The organism is Jeongeupia sp. USM3, from assembly GCF_001808185.1.
Lineage (GTDB): Bacteria > Pseudomonadota > Gammaproteobacteria > Burkholderiales > Chitinibacteraceae > Jeongeupia.
This window is the reverse complement of sequence record NZ_CP017668.1, coordinates 1,993,280-2,009,240: the sequence shown is the minus strand read 5'-3', so window position 1 is coordinate 2,009,240 and position 15,961 is coordinate 1,993,280. Positions and strand designations below refer to the sequence as shown.

The window sequence follows — 15,961 nt, the reverse complement described above, 5'->3', positions numbered from 1 at the left end:
AGGCGTGCGGGGCTGAAACTGGGCCGTCGAGCTTAACAGAAAGCCCGTTGCTACGGCGCTTGGCGGCTGCGCCCCATGATCGTCAGGCCGAGCCGTTGCAGCTCGTCCCAGGCATCGCCATCGCCGATGCCCTTGACCAGCCGGTCGATGCGGGCGGCGTGCGCCAGACCGTCGCGCAGGGCCGAGCCGCCGACGCGCGACAGCGCGCCGTCGATCAGTCTTTGTTTGTTTCCCCAGACCCGGTTTTCCTTCATCAACTGCGGCATCGGCACGCCGCGGGCCCGGCCCTGGCCGATGCGGTACAGCGCGCGGATCTCCTCGGAGAGCGCCCACAGCACCAGGTGCGGCGCCTCGCCTTCGGCCTTGAGGCCGTCGAGCATCCGGCAGAAGCGCGTCGCGTCGCCGCCGAGCAGCGCCTCGCCGAGCTGGAACACGTCGTAGCGGGCGACGTCGGCAATCGTCTGCGTCAGCATCGCCAGGGTGATTTCGCCCTGCGGATACAGCAGGCCGAGCTTGAGGATTTCCTGGTGCGCGGCAAACAGGTTGCCCTCGACCCGGTCGGCGAGGAAGTCGATCGCGTCCGCCGGCAGGGTCTGGCGCTGGGCGGCAAAGCGCTCGCGCATCCAGCCCGGCAGCGCGGCGCGGTCGATCGCCTTGGCTTCGACGACCTCGCCGTGCGTCGCCAGTGCCTGGAACCACTTCGCGTTCTGCGCGGTGCGGTCGAGCTTCGGGCATTGGACCAGCGTGACCGTGTCGGGCGGCAGGTCGGCGCAATAGGCCTCGATCGCCTTGCCGCCTTCGACGCCGGGCTTGCCGGTCGGGATGCGCAGCTCGATCAGCTTCCTGTCGGCGAACAGCGAGAACGAGTTGCCGAGCAAGGCCAGCCGGCTCCACGAGAAGCCGGCTTCGACGGTGAGCACTTCGCGCTCGGCGTGGCCGGCGTTGCGCGCGGCGTCGCGGATCGCCTGCGCGGCCTCCTGCGCGAGGAAGGCCTCGTCGCCGTGGATCGTGTACAGCGGCGCCAGCTTGCTGGCGAGCTGGCGTGCGAGCTGCTCGCTGCGCATTACTGCAGCGACTTGAGCATCTGCTCGGTGGGTGACAGCTTCGGCGGCGGCGGGTTGGCCTTGAGCTTGTCGGCGTTGCGCGCCGCCGCGGCGATCCGGCGCAGGATGTTCTGGCTGGCGTCGCGCTGCATGCCTTCGACCAGTTGTGCCTTCTCGGCGTCCTCGCCGAGCGGGTTGTTCTCGTCGTAGGTGTAGTCGCGGAACAGCTGGACCTTGCCGTCGTCGATCAGATAGCCGTCGCCGAGGCGGACGCGGAAAGCGACGGTGTAATAGACGCGGTATTCGCTGACGCGGCCCGAGCTGTTGACGGTCAGCACCTTCTGGTTGTCGCCTTCGCTGATCACGTCGATCTGCGGCGTGTCCTTGCCCGGCTTGTCGAGCAGCTTCACGTCGGGCAGCACCGACAGGTACTCGCGCAATGCGCTGGCCGTGCCGCCGCCGCCGGTGACGGTCGCCGTCGTGTAGGCGAAGGCGCCGCCGGTGCCCTGGCCGCGCAGGTGGAAGCCGCAGGCGGTGAGCAGCAGGGTGGCGACGATCAGCAGGTAACGCATTGCATACTCCAGTGAACGAGCCGGGTTGTCGCCCGGCCCGCGGTCAGGCGACGATGTTGACGAGTCGGCCCGGAACGATGATGACCTTCTTCGGCGCGCCGTCGACGAACTTCTGCACGCCGTCGAGCGCCAGCGCGGCGGCTTCGATTGCATCCCTGGCCGCGTCCTTGGCGACGAGGATCTCGCCGCGCAGCTTGCCGTTGACCTGGACCATCAGCTTGATCTCGTCCTGCGTCAGCGCGTCGGCGGCCGGCTCCGGCCAGCCGGCGTCGGCGATCTCGTCGCCATAGCCGAGTTCGCGCCACAACTGGTGGGCGATGTGCGGTGCTGCCGGGTAGATCGCGCGCAGCAGGATGCCGAACGATTCGCGCAGCACGGCCGTGTTGTCACCCTTGTACGCTTCGAGCGCGTTCAACAGCTTCATCACGCCGGAAACGACGGTGTTGTACTGCAGCCGTTCGAAGTCGGCGTCGATCTGCTTGAGCGTGCTGTGGATCTCGAAGCGCAGCGCCTTGTCTTCTTTGGTGAGCTCGCCGTTGATGTCGCCAGCGGCGCGGATCGTCTCAAGATGCTTGTAGCCGAACGCCCACAGCCGGCGCAGGTAGCGGTAGGCGCCCTCGACGCCGCTGTCCGACCATGCCGCGCTCTGGTCGGGCGGGCCGGCGAACATCGTGAACAGGCGCGCCGTATCGGCGCCGTACTGCTCGATGATGTCCTTCGGCTCGACGACGTTGTTCTTCGACTTCGACATCTTCTCGATGCCGCCCATCACCACCGGCTGCCCGTCCTCCCTGGCGATCGCCGAGACCGGCCGGCCCTTGTCGTCGTGCTGGACGTCGACTTCGGCCGGGTAGAACCAGCGTTTCTTGCCGTGCTCGTCTTCGCGGTAGTAGCAGTCGCGCAGCAGCATGCCCTGGGTGAACAGGTTCTTGAACGGCTCGCCAAACGTGATCAGGCCTTCGTCGCGCATCGCCTTGGTCCAGAAGCGCGCGTACAGCAGATGCAATACCGCGTGCTCGATGCCGCCGATGTACTGGTCCATACCGCCGCCGGCAGCCGAACCCGCCCCCATCCAGTACCTGGTGCCGTCGCCGACCATCGCCTCGCCGTTCTTCGGATCGCAATAGCGCATGAAGTACCAGCTCGAATCGACGAAGGTGTCCATCGTGTCGGTTTCGCGCTGCGCCGCTTCGCCGCACTTCGGGCAGGCGACGTTGAGGAAGTCCTCGCGGTGCTTGAGCGGGTTGCCCGAGCCGTCCGGGATGCAGTCGGTCGGCAGCACCACCGGCAGGTCCTCGTACGGCACCGGCACGTCGCCGCAGCACGGGCAGTGGATGATCGGAATCGGCGTGCCCCAGTAGCGCTGGCGCGAAATACCCCAGTCGCGCAGGCGCCAGGTGGTTTTCTTCTCGCCGGCATCCTTGGCCGCCAGGTCGGCGGCAACGGCGTCGACCGCCGCCTTGTAGCCGAGACCGTCGTACTTGCCGGAATTGATCATCACGCCGCGAGCCTTGTCGCCGTACCACTCGGCCCAGGTGTCGGCCGAATAGCTTTCGCCGTCGACGGCGACAACCTGCCTGATCGGCAGGCCGTACTTGTGGGCGAAGGCAAAGTCGCGCTCGTCGTGGCCCGGCACCGCCATCACCGCGCCGTCGCCGTAGCCCATCAGCACGTAGTTGCCGATCCAGACTTCGAGTTGCGCGCCGGTCAGCGGGTGGGTGACGAACAACCCGGTCGACACGCCCTTCTTGTCCTGCGCGGCGAGTTCGGCTTCGGACACGCCGCCCTTTTCGCATTCCTTGATGAAGGCGAGCAGCTCGGGATTCAGCTCGGCCGCGCGCGTCGCCAGCGGGTGCTCGGCGGCGACGGCGCAGAAGGTCACGCCCATGATGGTGTCGGCGCGGGTGGTGAACACCCAGAGCTTGCCGTCATTGATCAGTTGGCCGTCGGCATCCCTGACGTCGTGGTTGAAGGCGAAGCGCACGCCCTCGGACTTGCCGATCCAGTTGCGCTGCATCGCGCGCACCATGTCGGGCCAGCCTGTAAGCTGATCGATGTCGTCGAGCAGCTCGTCGGCGTACTGGGTGATGCCGAAGTAGTAGCCGGGGATCTCGCGCTTTTCGACCACCGCGCCAGAGCGCCAGCCGCGGCCGTCAACAACCTGCTCGTTGGCCAGCACGGTCTGGTCGACCGGGTCCCAGTTGACGACCTGGGTCTTCTTGTACGCGACGCCCTTCTCGAGCATCTTCAGGAAGAACCACTGGTTCCACTTGTAGTAGTCCGGATCGCAGGTGGCGATCTCGCGCGACCAGTCGAACGCCAGGCCCAGCGGCTGCATCTGCGATTTCATGTCGGCGATGTTGGCGTAGGTCCACTCGGCCGGCGATTTCTTGTACGCAATCGCCGCGTTCTCGGCCGGCAGGCCGAAGGCGTCCCAGCCCATCGGCATCAGCACGTTGAAGCCGCGCATCCGCAGCTGGCGCGCCAGCATGTCGTTGATCGTGTAGTTGCGCACATGACCCATGTGCAGCTTGCCCGACGGGTAGGGCAGCATCGAGCACGCGTAGTACTTGGGTTTGCTCGCGTCTTCCACTGCCTGGAAGACCTTGTTGTTTTCCCATTGCGCCTGGGCGTCGGCCTCGATCTGGGCCGGGGTGTAGTGCTCGTGCATGCCGGATACTCGGAAGGACGAATAAATAAACCGCAGATTATAAGCCATGCGGGGCCCGCCGTCGGCGCGCCGGTCGACGCTGCGAAAATTTCACGCAGAAGGATGCGGTCTTGCCAGACCGTCCGGCAGCCGGGGATGGCGCAGATCGGGGGCGGCAGACTAGTTTGCCGGTAGAGGGAGTCACGCAGCGACCCATCACGCCGCGGCATGCCGCGAGTATCCACGAGAATGTGCAGGCCGCGGTTCCAGGTGGGCGTCGACGATGTCGCGCAACGTGGCGGGCCGGTGTGTGCCGGTGCTGGCGATTTTGCTGATGCTGCAGGGCGGCTCGGCATGTGCGTTCGAGTTTGCCGACCCGGACCCCTGGCACGGTTCGGACAAGGTCGCGCATTTTTCGGTATCGGTGGCACTCGGCGCCGGCGGCAGGGAGGTGGCCAGTGATTCGGCGCATCCGCAGCTGTATGGCGTCATTCTGGCGGTGGTGCCCGGGGTCGCGAAGGAAGTACTCGATGGCATCCGGCAGGACAACGACTTCTCATACAAAGACCTGCTGTTCGATCTGGTTGGCGCGATATCCGGCGCCTATCTGGGCAATACGATCATGCTGAGGTCGTCCCACGACGGTCAGCCGGTGTTCGGCCTGCAGTACGGCGGGCAGTTCTGAGGCTGGTGCCCGGGCGCTTGAGTACATAAATAGAACGAACGTACACTGATGTGCATGATGCTTTTCGAGGGCGTGGCTGTGTCGGGCGCAAGCAAGATCATCCATATCGATTGCGACTGCTTCTATGCCGCGGTCGAGATGCGTGACCGGCCGGCGTTGCGCGACGTGCCGCTGGCCATCGGCGGCGCGGCCGAGCGTCGCGGCGTGATCGCGACGTGCAACTACCCGGCGCGGCGATTCGGCGTGCGCTCGGCGATGTCGACGCGCAACGCCCTGCAACGCTGTCCGCAGTTGGTGCTGCTGCCGCCAGATTTCTCCCGTTACCGCGCTGCGTCGAAGGCGATCCATGCCATCTTCCGCGACTACACCGACCGGATCGAGCCGCTGTCGCTCGACGAGGCGTACCTCGACGTGACCGGGCTGCCGCATTGCCGCGGCAGCGCGACGCTGATGGCGCAGGAGATCCGCGACCGGATCAGGGCCGAGGTCGGCATTACCGCCAGCGCCGGCATTGCGCCGAACAAGCTGCTCGCCAAAATCGCCAGCGACTGGAACAAGCCGGACGGCCAGTTCGTGATCACGCCCGACGACATCGGCGGGTTCATCCACGAACTGCCCGTCGCCAAGCTGTGGGGTGTCGGCAAGGCAACCGCGGCGCGGCTGGCGGAGCTGGGGGTGCGGAGCTGCGTGGAGCTGCAGGCCTGGCCGCTCGAACGCCTGGTCCGGCACTTCGGCAAGATGGGGGCGTCGCTGTACCGGCAGTGCCGCGGCATCGATACGCGTGAGGTCGTCGGCGAGCGGCCGCGCAAGTCGCTGTCGGTCGAGCAGACCTACGCGCAGGACCTCGCCGATCTCGACGCCTGTCTGGCAGCGCTGCCGGCGCTGGTCGACGATTTCGCCGGGCGCTACGCCCGCGCCGGTGCTGCCGGGCCGGCGGTGCGCGCAACGCCCGTGGTCAAGATCAAGTTCCACGACTTCAGCCAGACGACGGTCGAAGGGCCGGGCGAACCGGCGCTGGCGACCTTTGCCGCGCTGCTGCGGCGAGGCTGGGCGCGCGGCGCCAGGCCTGTGCGCCTGCTCGGCGTCGGCGTGCGCCTTGCCGACGCGCCGGCTGCGGCCGAACAGGCGGAGCTGTGGGGCTGACGGCGGGATGATTCAGTGCAGTTGCGGCCGGGGCCGGAACTGCAGCACCGTCGCACCGGGCCGGGCCGGCCGTTCGCCGTGGTGCAGCACGTAGTTCATCGTCAGGAAGGAGGCCCACATCATTTCATGGGCGATGACGGTGGCGTGCAGCGGGTTCCGGGCACGGCGGCGATGCAGCTCGATCCGGTTCAGCAGTGCCTCGATCCGCAGTCGCCGCGGCGTCTCGACGTCGTCGAGCGCCTGGTGCAGCAGCGTGCTGCGCAGCGCCTCGAAGGCGCCGGGGTCCTGGCGGTACAGCGTTGCCAGCGTATCGAAATCGGGTAGGTCGACGTGCGCCATGATGCACCTCCGGGCCGGGGCGGCCGGTTATGTGGCGGTGCGAGGCGACTCTGTCGGGTCGGCTCAGGTGTCCGGTTCTGTTCGCGGGCCACTGATCGTTTTCAGTGTAAGCGGCAAAACGGCACCGTGCGTCGGCTAGGGAGGGGCTGCAGGAGGGCGGAAAAACAAAAAGCCGCACAGTGTGCGGCTTTTTGCGAGATTCTGGTCGGGGTGAGAGGATTCGAACCTCCGGCCTCTACGTCCCGAACGTAGCGCTCTACCAGGCTAAGCTACACCCCGATCTCGAAAGAGAGCGCCATTATGGTAAGCCCTTATGGGGCTGTCAAGCGCTTTCGTGAAAAACGTCAGCTATTCCGTGCGACGGCAAGCTCCGCCAGCGTTTCGAGTGCGCGGCGGTCATCGTTGCCGGGCAGGTCGGCGAGCAGGGCGCGTGCCAGGCCCGCTTCGCGCAGGGCGATGTCGCGGGCGTAGTCGAGCGCACCGGTCGCGTGCACGGCGGCAAGCACCTGCGGCAGCAGCGAGCGGTCGGCCTGCGTCAGCGCTTGGCGCACCGCGTCGGCGTGCTCGGGCGAGCCGTGGCGCATCGCGTGGATCAGCGGCAGTGTCGCCTTGCCTTCGGCGAGGTCGTCGCCGAGGCTCTTGCCGATCTCGTCCTGTTTGCCCGAGTAGTCGAGCACGTCGTCGATGATCTGGAACGCCGTGCCGAGGTGCATGCCGTAACGGGCCAGCCGGTCTTCGGTCGCGGCATCGGCGCCGGTCAGGATGGCGCCGAGCCGGGCGGCGGCTTCGAACAGCTTGGCGGTCTTGTACTGGATCACGCGGACGTAGCCTGCCTCGTCGAGGTCGACGTTGCCGATGTTCATCAGTTGCAGCACCTCGCCCTCGGCGATGATGTTGGTCGCGTCGGCGAGCGTTTCCATCACCCGCATCGAGCCGCAGCCGACCATCATCTGGAACGCTCGGCTGTAGAGGAAGTCGCCGACCAGCACCGACGCGGCATTGCCGAACAGCGCATTGGCGGTGTCGCGGCCGCGGCGCAGCGCCGATTCGTCGACGACGTCATCGTGCAGCAGGGTGGCGGTATGGATGAACTCGATCACTGCGGCGAGTTCGCGGTGGTGTTCGCCGGTATAGCCGAGGGTGCGCGCCGACAGCAGCACGATCATCGGCCGCAGGCGCTTGCCGCCCGAGGCGACGATGTATTCGGCGACCTGGCTGACCAGGGCGACGTCGGAATGGAGCCGTTGCCGGATAAGCTGGTCGACCGCGTGCATTTCTGCACCGATGACCGATTGTACGAACGCGAGCGACACGCTGGTCTCGTCCTGCCGTCTTATTCACTGAGCCCGCGATCTTAGCACGAAAGGCGAAAGCTGCCGCCCGGTTCGCGCTAAGTGTTTGACTCTCAAGCAAGTTGCCGCTATGATCCCGGGTTCCCCGTAGTGGATGGGGAGCGTCTTGCCTCCGGGCGGGGCGTTTTATCGAGCACAAACTCTCTGGAGCTTGTTATGTCTTACGCAGTCGTAAAAACCGGTGGCAAGCAGTACAAAGTTGCTATCGGCGAAAAACTTAAAGTAGAACAGATCACTGCAGACATCGACAGCCAAATCGTACTGAATGAAGTATTGATGGTGGCAAACGGTGAAGCAGTGACGATTGGCGCGCCCCTGGTGGCCGGCGCCACCGTCAAGGCAACGGTCATTTCGCAGGGTCGCCACGACAAGGTTCGCATCTTCAAGATGCGCCGTCGTAAGCACTACCAGAAGCGTCAGGGCCACCGCCAGAACTACACCGAAATCCGCATCGATTCGATCGACGCGTAATCAGGAGCTGATTAACCATGGCACACAAAAAAGCTGGCGGTAGTTCCCGTAACGGCCGCGACTCACAGGCCAAGCGCCTTGGCATCAAAGTGTATGGCGGCGAGCTGATTCCGGCCGGTTCGATCATCGTGCGTCAGCGCGGTACCGAATTCCACCCGGGTGAAAACGTCGGCATCGGCAAGGATCACACCCTGTTCGCCCTCGTTGACGGTTACGTCAAGTACGCGATCAAGGGCGCCGCAAAGCGTCGCACCGTGACCGTACTGCCGTACACCGGCGAAGAAGCGTAAGCTTCGCTATTCGCGGTCACAAAGCCCTATCCTGCGGGATAGGGCTTTTTTCGCTTCTGGACAGGGCATCATGAAATTCATTGACGAAGCAAGAATCGAAGTCATCGCCGGCAAGGGCGGCAAGGGCTCGGCGAGCATGCGCCGGGAGAAATTCATTCCGCGCGGCGGCCCCGACGGCGGCGACGGCGGCAAGGGTGGCACGATCTGGGCCGTTGCCGATCAGAACATCAATACGCTGGTCGACTACCGCTTCGTCAAGAAGTACAAGGCGCAGGACGGCGAGTCCGGCCGCGGCGCCGATTGCTATGGTGCGGCCGGTGACGACGTCACGCTGCGCTTTCCGGTCGGCACGCTGATCGTCGACTCGGAGACCGGTGAAACCGTCGCCGACCTGACCCACGACGGCGAGCGGATCTGCCTCGCCAAGGGCGGCAAGGGCGGCTGGGGCAACATCCATTTCAAGAGCTCGATCAACCGCGCGCCGCGCCAGACCACGTCGGGCGAAGAAGGCGAGCGGCGCGAGCTCAAGCTCGAGCTGAAGGTGCTCGCCGACGTCGGCCTGCTGGGCATGCCCAATGCCGGCAAGTCGACCTTCATCGCCAGCGTTTCGGCGGCGCGGCCGAAGATTGCCGATTACCCGTTCACGACGCTGCACCCGAACCTCGGCGTTGTCCGGATCGACGAGAACCGCAGCTTCGTCATTGCCGACATCCCGGGGCTGATCGAAGGCGCGGCCGAGGGCGCGGGCCTGGGGCACCGCTTCCTCAAGCATCTGGCGCGCACGCGCGTGCTGCTGCATCTGGTCGATCTGGCGCCGTTCGACGAGAACGTCGACCCGGTTGCCGAGGCCAAGGCCATTGTCGAGGAGCTGCGCAAGTATGACGAAGCGCTCTACAACAAGCCGCGCTGGCTGGTGCTGAACAAGCTCGACATGGTGCCGGAAGACGAGCGTGAACAGCGCGTTGCCGACTTCCTTGCCGCCTATGGCTGGACGCCGCCCGAGAACGAGTACGTGTTCGATCCGCAGGCGCTGCGTGTGTTCACGATCTCCGGCCTGACCGGCGAGAACACCCGCGAACTGACCTACGCGATCATGGATTACCTCGACGCGGTGCGCCCGAGCGAGGCGCCGCTCGAGCCGACGCCCGAGCCGGTGCTGACCGAGTCCGAAGCCGGCGCGCTCGACGCCTTCGACGGCGACGAGGACTGATCCACCCGCCATGCGGTTGGCGTACCTGATCCTTGCCCATGCCGCGCCGGCACAGCTGGCGCGGCTGATCGGCCGGCTGGCGGCGCCGGGCGTGCGCGTCTACGTCCATGTCGACGCCAATACGCCGGCCGACGTGTTCGCCGAGATGCAGGCGCTGGCGCCGGCCGGCACCGTGTTCATCGCCCGCCGGCCCTGCCGCTGGGGCGGTTTCTCGCTGGTCGACGCGACGCTGGACCTGATGCGCGCGGCGCGTGCCGACGGCTGCGACTGGCTGGTACTGCTGTCCGGCGCCGATTACCCGATCAAGCCGCACGCCGACATCGTTGCCCGGCTTGAACAAGGCGATGTCGCCGGCTACCTCGACCTGCGATCCGAAGCCGAATTCGACGTCTGCTACCGCTGGCAGGCATGGCATCCGGAGTCGTTGAATGGCCGTCCGGCAGGACGGGCGCTGCAGAAGCTGCAGCGCGGCCTGCGCAGGCTGGGAGTCCGCCGCCGGCTGCCGGCGCCGCTGGCCGCGGTCTGGGCCGGTTCGCAATGGTGGTGCCTGCGCCACGACGCGGCCGACGCCGTGCTGAATTACTGTCATGAGTACCCTCGAACGGTCGCCTTCTTCCGCTGTACCCTCGTGCCCGACGAAATGTTCGTCCAGACCGTGCTGATGCACACCGGGCTGGCCGGCCGGCTGGTCCGCGATCCGCTGCGGCATCTGGTCTGGGCGCCCGGCGCATGGTCGCCGGCGACGCTGACCGAAAGCGACCTGCCGGCGCTGCTGGCCAGCGATGCGCTGTTCGCGCGCAAGTTCGCCGGCGACGGCGTGCTCACCACCCAACTCGACGCCGCGCTGAACGCGCGCGCCACGACGATCTAGAACCGATGGAATCGACGCTCGACGACTTCTTTGCGCCCGGCTACGTGCCCGCCGACCTCGGCCCGCTGGCCGGGCTGATGCGCGCCCGGCCGGTGCTGAACGCCTTCATCACGCTGTTCCGCGGCGGCGAGGACGAGGTGCTGGTGCGGCTTCTGGTGCTGCGCGAGATCGGCGCCCGCGCCAATGCGCCGCGCTGGTCGCCGCAGGAACTGCAATCGCACTTTGCCTACCTGAACCCGGTCAAGCTCGAGACCGTGCTCGCGCGGCTGCGGCAGAACGGCCTCCTGGTGTGGGACAGCGATGCGCAGCTGTACGCGCTGTCCGAACCGGGCCGGATCGCGCTCGCGGCGGTGACGACGCTGACGCAGTTCGCCGGCGACGATGCCGAGCTCGGCTACCTGACCGGCCAGGTCGCGGCCGGCCAGGCCGTCGGCGAGGTGTCGTCCGAGGCGCTGCAGCACCTGCTGGCGCGGCTGAACGAGCTGTACGCCGACTTCGAGGCCGCGCTCGAATCGCAATCGGAGTTCCGCATCCGCAGCGCGCGCGACAAGCTCGACAGCGTCTGGCGCTGGGTCGAAAAGGGCACCGAGGTGATGCGCGAGCTGCTCGCCGACGACACGCTCGATCTGGCCGCGCTCAACCTCGCCCAGGCCATCGCCTACGCGCAGAGCCGGATGCTGCGGCTGACCGGCGTGTTCCAGCGCCGGCTGTCCGAACTCGCCGCGCAGCGCGTCCACCTCGGCGAATCCGGGCTGACCTCGACCAACGTCGCCGACTGGCTGCGCAGCCAGGACCAGGCTGCACTGGCGTCGCTGGCCGGCGGGCTGCTGGCCTTCCATCCCGAGCCGCTGTTCGCGACCAGCGACGAGCTGCTCGACGTCGCCGAGTTCGAGCTGACCGGCCGCGTGCGCACCGAGCACGTGGTCAGCGAACTGCCGTCGTCGAGCGCCGCGCCGCTGGTCGGCGAGCTCGAAGCCGAGCGGCTGCTCGCCGCCGAGGCGCTGTACGAGGAGCTGTCGGTGCTGGCCGGCCAGACGCTGCCGGCGTCGCTGACCGAGTCGGTCGTCGCCGACAGTTATCAGGAAACCGCCTACCGGCTCTCGTTGCTGGCGCTGCTCGGCGACGCCGATGCCGCGCTCGAGCAGAGCGTCGTCGCCGACCTCGTCAAGCTGCCGCTCCGGCTCGAGACCGAACACGGTGTCGAAGAACTCGATCACGCCGAAGTGGCCACCATTACCCGCGGCCGGCTCACGCCGCTGCGCAGCGAATAGACCCCATGGATCAAGCCCTCAATATCCTGACCGCGCGCCTGCTGGCGCACCGTTTCATTCCACGCCGCGACCCGCTGGCGCGCCGCGCCCTCGTCGACGAAGCCTTCCGCGAAAGCCTCGAGCGCCGGCTTGGCGACGTCGGCCTGCGGCTGCTGGAGAACCCGTACGCCGAACACGTTGCCGTCGCGCTCCGGCCCGAGATGGAAGACTGGGTGTTCGGCGAAGGCGAGAACTGGCTGTCGAACAATATGGGCCTGCCGCGCGACGCGATCGCGCTGCTCGTCGTCGTCTGGGCGCTGATCATCCTGCCCAAGCGCGAGCGGCAGATCTCGCGCGCCGAGGAGATCGGTGATACCCAGGTCGACATGTTCGGTGCCGAGAAGCCGATCGCCCACGGCGACGACGTCTCGGTCGGCGTGCCCGAGGACGCGGTCTACGCCGACTTCGGCCGCCAGCTCGGCGGCAAGATGCGCTTCGCGACCAACCTCGGCCAGCTCGCCAAGCTCGGCTTCGTCGTCCGCCGCAACCGGATGATCCAGGAAGGCCCGCTGCTCGACCTGATGATCGACTACGCCAAGCTCGCGCCGCGCATCATCAACGGCGCGCTCGCCGACGTGCTCAAGCTGTCGGGGACGCGCATTGCCGTCGACGAGCCGGCGAGCGATGCGGACGACGCTGACGAGGCCGGCGGCGAATGAACGTCTCGCTGCGCGAACCGGTCGCGGCGGATGCGCCGTTTTGGGCGAACCTGCGCGCAGAACCGTCGGCGCGGGCGGTGATGCCGCTCGCGGCGCTGAGCGAGCCGCAGCTGATCGCAAGGCTCGTTGCCGCGTCCGGGCCGCTGCTGCTCGACGACGAGGAAGAATCGCTGCGCATCGTCTGTGCGGACGGTGAGCCGGTCGGTCTGGTCGGTGCGCGCCAGCGCTCTGCAATGATGCAAAGTGCCGAACTGTCGGTCCAGATCGCGGCGCCGCACCGCCGTCGCGGTCTGGCCATGGCCGCATTGCAGGTCTGGACCGGCCAGCTGTTCGATGCAGGCTACCGGCGCCTCTGGGCAACGGTGTCGGCCGACAATGCGGCATCGCGCGCCCTGTGGTCGCGGCTGGGCTTCACGCAGGAAGGCGTGTTGCGGGAACACTATCTGATCGAAGGCCGGGCGGTCGATCAGTTGATCTATGGCCTGCTGCGCAGCGAGCGGAAGACGCCGCCGCAGCCGGCCGTTGTGTGCAAGGAAAACTGATGTTTCAGATTCGCGAACTCGAAATGGTCCACTGGGACTTCTGGCAGGCGATCAAGGTGCCGCTCGATGCGCAGATCGTCACCGTCGTCGGGCCGAACGGCTCGGGCAAGACCACGCTGCTCGACGCGCTGCGCACCATGCTGGCGCTGAAGTGTTCGGGCCGGCGCGACTACAAGCGCTACGTGCGCAACAACAAGGAAAACGTCGCCTGGCTGCGCGGCGTGGTCAGCAATCCGCGCCGCGATTCGGGGCTGTTCCCGACGCTGTTCTTTCCGGCCACGAGCGACGAGATCACGCTCTTCTGCCGGATCAGGAAGCAGGGCGGCGACTGGGTGCGCCAGTACGCGATCGCCGAAGGGCGGATCGAGCTGCAGCCGGGCACCGAGTCGCTGCTGAACTGGATCGGCGTCAACGAATACCGCCGCCGGCTCGAAGCCGCAGGGCTGACGCCGGCGATTGCCGAGGTGCTGGCGCTCGAGCAGGGCGATACCGACAAGCTGTGCGAATACAGCCCGAAGTCGCTGCTCGATCTGGTGTTCCAGGTCTTCGGTGACAAGCAGGTGCTCGACCACTATCACGAGGCCAAGCTGCGTCTGTCCGAGGCCGAAGACGAGCTCGGCAAGATGGAGCAGCAGGCGAGCCAGCTGGGGCTCGACGTCGAGCGGCTGAAACTGCGCGCCAACAATCACCTCGAATGGCGCACGATGCAGGACAACGCGATCCGGCTCGAGAGCCGGGTGATGCCGGCGCTGCGCTACGTCGAGCAGTGGGGCGCCCTGCGCGGCAACGTCGACGACTGGCGCGGTGCCCGGCGGGTGCTGCACGAGCGCCGGCAGGCGCTGGCTGCGCTCGATGTCGGCTATCGCGAACTGGAAACCAGTCTGGCCGGCTCGCGCGACGGCGAACGCGCGGCGCAGGCCGAGAACGACGCCGCCTACGCCGAGTTCCAGGCCGCCCGCGACGCCGCGCGCGATACCGAAAAGCTGCTGCAGGAAGCCGACCGGCTGCGCCGTCTGGCCGAAGCCGAGGACGGCGCCGATGCGGTGGCGCTGAACGACCGGCTCACCGGGCTCAAGGACGACGAGGCGGTGCTGCGCCAGTCGCTGCGCCAGGCCCGCGCCGAGCGCGACGAGCTCAACGATACCCAGTCGGCGCTGCAGTCGGGCCGCGCGCCCATGCTGCCTGATTTCGTCCGCAATATGCGTGCTGCGCTCGACGAGGCCGGCATCGGCCACCAGTTGTTGACCGAGATCGTCGAAGTGCGCGATCCGGCATGGCAGGAAGCGGTCGAGGCGCTGCTCGCGCCGTCGCGCCACATCATCCTGCTCAACAAGGCCGGTGATAGGCAGCGGGCGTGGGAGCTGGGCCAGAAGCTGCGCTACCGCCACTTCATCGTGCCCGATCGCGAGCCGGTGCCGCGTGCGCGGCCGAACAGCATGCTCGAGGTCGTCGACTTCAACGCCGACGTGCCCGACTGGCTCGCCAACCTGCTCAACCGGACCCAGCGCGCCAACTCGGTCGCGCACGGCCAGACGCTCGACGGCGACTGGATCACCCGCGACGCGTTCCACAAGGAGCGCCGCGGTGCGCGCGACATCAGCGTGCGCAGCGGCGACTACGCCTTCGGCGAAGGCGCGCGCCAGTCGCGCCGCAACGAGACCGGTCGCCGGCTGCGCGAACTGAACGAGCAGATGCTCGCCGACGAAGGCAAGCTGGTGGTGCTGACCCGGCAGATCACCGAGATCCAGCAGGCACTGATGGGCATGCAGGCCGTGGTCCAGCTGGCGGCGCGTCAGGACGAATTTGCTGCCGCGGCGGCACGCTTCCACGACGAACAGACGCGGCTGCAGGACGCCGGCGCCCGGCTCGCCGCGGCGCAGTCGGCGTGGCAGGGGTTGCGCGACGGCCGCGAGGAATCGCGCGTCAGCTTCGAGACGCAGCGCCGCCAGCGCGAGGCGCTCGAGGCGCAGATTGCCGAACTGTCAGCGCAACTGGCGCGGCAGCGCGACGAGATCAGGCGGCAGATCCGCAGCCTGCGCGCCGCGCGCACGCAACTGCCGGCCGAATACGTCGCCGCCGAGCACCTGCGCCGGCTGGCCGCGCAGTACGACTCGGTGCGCGACGTGCAGCGCGAGATCGACCGTATCCGCTTCGCGCTCGACAATCAGGACTGGGAAACCGACGACACCGTGCTGGCGCGCCGCGACAAGCTCGCCGCCGACTATGCCGGCATCGAGCGCGATACCGACCAGCACCGCCGCGATGTTGCCCGCACCCGCGAACTGACCGACGACGCGCGCGCTGCCTACATCAACAAGCTGCGCGCGACGGTGCGGGCCTACGGTCGCAACGTGAAGCGCCTCGGCGAGCTGGCCGGCATCGATGTCGAACTCGACACGCCGCATCTGGAAAACGACGACACCGTGCTGGCGCAGGCCGGCCTGACCGCGCGCTTCAACTTCGACCAGAAGGGCATGATGGGGCTGAACGACGGTGAAGCGTCGGGCGGCCAGCAGGTGATGAAGTCGCTGATCCTCTTGATCGGGCTGATGATGGACGACGCGAACACCTCGGGCTTCGTGTTCATCGACGAGCCGTTCGCGCATCTGGACATCTTCAACATCGACCGCGTCGGCGGCTTCCTCAAGGCGACGCAGGCGCAGTACCTGATCACCACGCCGCTGACGCACAATACCAATGTCTACGGCCCGTCCGAACTGACGCTGACGACACGCAAGAAGCAGCCGGGCCAGACGTGGGCGCCGCTGATCATGCAGACCCGCCGTCGGGTCGGCGAACGCGAAACCGCTACCGGAGTCTGATC

Annotated in this window: 15 protein-coding genes and 1 tRNA gene; 10 read left to right on the top strand and 6 right to left on the bottom strand. The window is 67.2% G+C overall.

What is annotated here, in order from left to right; translation table 11 throughout:
* Nucleotides 1-50 precede the first annotated feature (50 nt).
* From holA to leuS, 3 genes are read right to left on the bottom strand one after another with little or no spacing between them, the layout of a single operon-like run.
* Nucleotides 51-1,064: a DNA polymerase III subunit delta gene (gene holA / locus BJP62_RS09530; RefSeq protein WP_070529309.1), complete on the bottom strand. Its 1,014-nt coding sequence runs from the start codon at nt 1,062-1,064 to the stop codon at nt 51-53.
* A complete protein-coding gene (gene lptE / locus BJP62_RS09525) occupies nt 1,064-1,615 on the bottom strand; it encodes an LPS assembly lipoprotein LptE (RefSeq protein WP_070529307.1) in 552 nt (183 codons plus the stop codon). Before lptE ends, holA begins: the two co-directional genes overlap by 1 nt.
* A gap of 43 nt (nt 1,616-1,658) precedes the next feature.
* The gene (gene leuS / locus BJP62_RS09520) at nt 1,659-4,286 is read right to left on the bottom strand and encodes a leucine--tRNA ligase (protein ID WP_070529305.1); all 2,628 of its coding nucleotides are present in this window, start codon (nt 4,284-4,286) and stop codon (nt 1,659-1,661) included.
* A gap of 262 nt (nt 4,287-4,548) precedes the next feature.
* On the opposite strand from leuS, the gene BJP62_RS09515 reads away from it, so the two are divergent.
* Together BJP62_RS09515 and dinB are read left to right on the top strand one after the other, a co-directional pair.
* Complete coding sequence (locus BJP62_RS09515) at nt 4,549-4,950, top strand: hypothetical protein (RefSeq protein WP_070529303.1); 402 nt, start codon at nt 4,549-4,551, stop codon at nt 4,948-4,950.
* 54 nt (nt 4,951-5,004) lie between these two features.
* Nucleotides 5,005-6,093, top strand: coding sequence for a DNA polymerase IV (dinB, locus tag BJP62_RS09510; protein ID WP_236943590.1), 1,089 nt, complete (start codon nt 5,005-5,007; stop codon nt 6,091-6,093).
* A 12-nt stretch (nt 6,094-6,105) separates the two neighbouring features.
* Here the strand turns inward: dinB and BJP62_RS09505 are convergent, their stop codons facing one another.
* From BJP62_RS09505 to BJP62_RS09495, 3 genes are all read right to left on the bottom strand, one after another.
* The gene (locus tag BJP62_RS09505) at nt 6,106-6,432 is read right to left on the bottom strand and encodes a DUF3135 domain-containing protein (protein ID WP_070529301.1); all 327 of its coding nucleotides are present in this window, start codon (nt 6,430-6,432) and stop codon (nt 6,106-6,108) included.
* A gap of 202 nt (nt 6,433-6,634) precedes the next feature.
* Nucleotides 6,635-6,711: transfer RNA gene (locus BJP62_RS09500), tRNA-Pro, on the bottom strand.
* Between the two features lie 65 nt (nt 6,712-6,776).
* Nucleotides 6,777-7,706, bottom strand: a complete 930-nt coding sequence (locus tag BJP62_RS09495) for a polyprenyl synthetase family protein (protein WP_083301049.1) — start codon at nt 7,704-7,706, stop codon at nt 6,777-6,779.
* Nucleotides 7,707-7,940: 234 nt separating this feature from the next.
* Here BJP62_RS09495 and rplU point away from each other — a divergent pair, with 234 nt between their 5' ends.
* The 8 genes from rplU (at nt 7,941) to BJP62_RS09455 (ending at nt 15,959) form a co-directional block, all read left to right on the top strand.
* A complete protein-coding gene (rplU, locus tag BJP62_RS09490; RefSeq protein ID WP_070529298.1) occupies nt 7,941-8,255 on the top strand; it encodes a 50S ribosomal protein L21 in 315 nt (104 codons plus the stop codon).
* A gap of 17 nt (nt 8,256-8,272) precedes the next feature.
* Nucleotides 8,273-8,545 (top strand): 50S ribosomal protein L27, encoded by a 273-nt coding sequence (gene rpmA / locus BJP62_RS09485; protein WP_070529294.1) that lies wholly within the window; start codon nt 8,273-8,275, stop codon nt 8,543-8,545.
* Nucleotides 8,546-8,615: 70 nt separating this feature from the next.
* Nucleotides 8,616-9,755, top strand: a complete 1,140-nt coding sequence (gene obgE / locus BJP62_RS09480) for a GTPase ObgE (protein ID WP_070529293.1) — start codon at nt 8,616-8,618, stop codon at nt 9,753-9,755.
* Nucleotides 9,756-9,765: 10 nt separating this feature from the next.
* Nucleotides 9,766-10,626 (top strand): beta-1,6-N-acetylglucosaminyltransferase, encoded by an 861-nt coding sequence (locus BJP62_RS09475; protein ID WP_070529292.1) that lies wholly within the window; start codon nt 9,766-9,768, stop codon nt 10,624-10,626.
* 5 nt (nt 10,627-10,631) lie between these two features.
* Nucleotides 10,632-11,897: a hypothetical protein gene (locus BJP62_RS09470; RefSeq protein WP_070529289.1), complete on the top strand. Its 1,266-nt coding sequence runs from the start codon at nt 10,632-10,634 to the stop codon at nt 11,895-11,897.
* Nucleotides 11,898-11,902: 5 nt separating this feature from the next.
* Nucleotides 11,903-12,595 (top strand): hypothetical protein, encoded by a 693-nt coding sequence (locus BJP62_RS09465; RefSeq protein WP_070529287.1) that lies wholly within the window; start codon nt 11,903-11,905, stop codon nt 12,593-12,595.
* Nucleotides 12,592-13,137 carry a GNAT family N-acetyltransferase gene (locus tag BJP62_RS09460; RefSeq protein WP_070529286.1) on the top strand — a complete coding sequence of 182 codons (546 nt, stop codon included), beginning with the start codon at nt 12,592-12,594 and terminating at the stop codon, nt 13,135-13,137. Before BJP62_RS09465 ends, BJP62_RS09460 begins: the two co-directional genes overlap by 4 nt.
* A complete protein-coding gene (locus BJP62_RS09455) occupies nt 13,137-15,959 on the top strand; it encodes an ATP-binding protein (RefSeq protein WP_070529284.1) in 2,823 nt (940 codons plus the stop codon). Before BJP62_RS09460 ends, BJP62_RS09455 begins: the two co-directional genes overlap by 1 nt.
* Nucleotides 15,960-15,961: the final 2 nt, after the last annotated feature.

What these genes read in the sequence shown, in the direction of transcription:
- holA (WP_070529309.1), bottom strand. Translation starts at nt 1,064, where the DNA reads ATGCGCAGCGAGCAGCTCGCACGCCAGCTCGCCAGCAAGCTGGCGCCG.
- lptE (WP_070529307.1), bottom strand. Translation starts at nt 1,615, where the DNA reads ATGCGTTACCTGCTGATCGTCGCCACCCTGCTGCTCACCGCCTGCGGC.
- leuS (WP_070529305.1), bottom strand. Translation starts at nt 4,286, where the DNA reads ATGCACGAGCACTACACCCCGGCCCAGATCGAGGCCGACGCCCAGGCG.
- BJP62_RS09515 (WP_070529303.1), top strand. Translation starts at nt 4,549, where the DNA reads ATGTCGCGCAACGTGGCGGGCCGGTGTGTGCCGGTGCTGGCGATTTTG.
- dinB (WP_236943590.1), top strand. Translation starts at nt 5,005, where the DNA reads ATGATGCTTTTCGAGGGCGTGGCTGTGTCGGGCGCAAGCAAGATCATC.
- BJP62_RS09505 (WP_070529301.1), bottom strand. Translation starts at nt 6,432, where the DNA reads ATGGCGCACGTCGACCTACCCGATTTCGATACGCTGGCAACGCTGTAC.
- BJP62_RS09495 (WP_083301049.1), bottom strand. Translation starts at nt 7,706, where the DNA reads ATGCACGCGGTCGACCAGCTTATCCGGCAACGGCTCCATTCCGACGTC.
- rplU (WP_070529298.1), top strand. Translation starts at nt 7,941, where the DNA reads ATGTCTTACGCAGTCGTAAAAACCGGTGGCAAGCAGTACAAAGTTGCT.
- rpmA (WP_070529294.1), top strand. Translation starts at nt 8,273, where the DNA reads ATGGCACACAAAAAAGCTGGCGGTAGTTCCCGTAACGGCCGCGACTCA.
- obgE (WP_070529293.1), top strand. Translation starts at nt 8,616, where the DNA reads ATGAAATTCATTGACGAAGCAAGAATCGAAGTCATCGCCGGCAAGGGC.
- BJP62_RS09475 (WP_070529292.1), top strand. Translation starts at nt 9,766, where the DNA reads ATGCGGTTGGCGTACCTGATCCTTGCCCATGCCGCGCCGGCACAGCTG.
- BJP62_RS09470 (WP_070529289.1), top strand. Translation starts at nt 10,632, where the DNA reads ATGGAATCGACGCTCGACGACTTCTTTGCGCCCGGCTACGTGCCCGCC.
- BJP62_RS09465 (WP_070529287.1), top strand. Translation starts at nt 11,903, where the DNA reads ATGGATCAAGCCCTCAATATCCTGACCGCGCGCCTGCTGGCGCACCGT.
- BJP62_RS09460 (WP_070529286.1), top strand. Translation starts at nt 12,592, where the DNA reads ATGAACGTCTCGCTGCGCGAACCGGTCGCGGCGGATGCGCCGTTTTGG.
- BJP62_RS09455 (WP_070529284.1), top strand. Translation starts at nt 13,137, where the DNA reads ATGTTTCAGATTCGCGAACTCGAAATGGTCCACTGGGACTTCTGGCAG.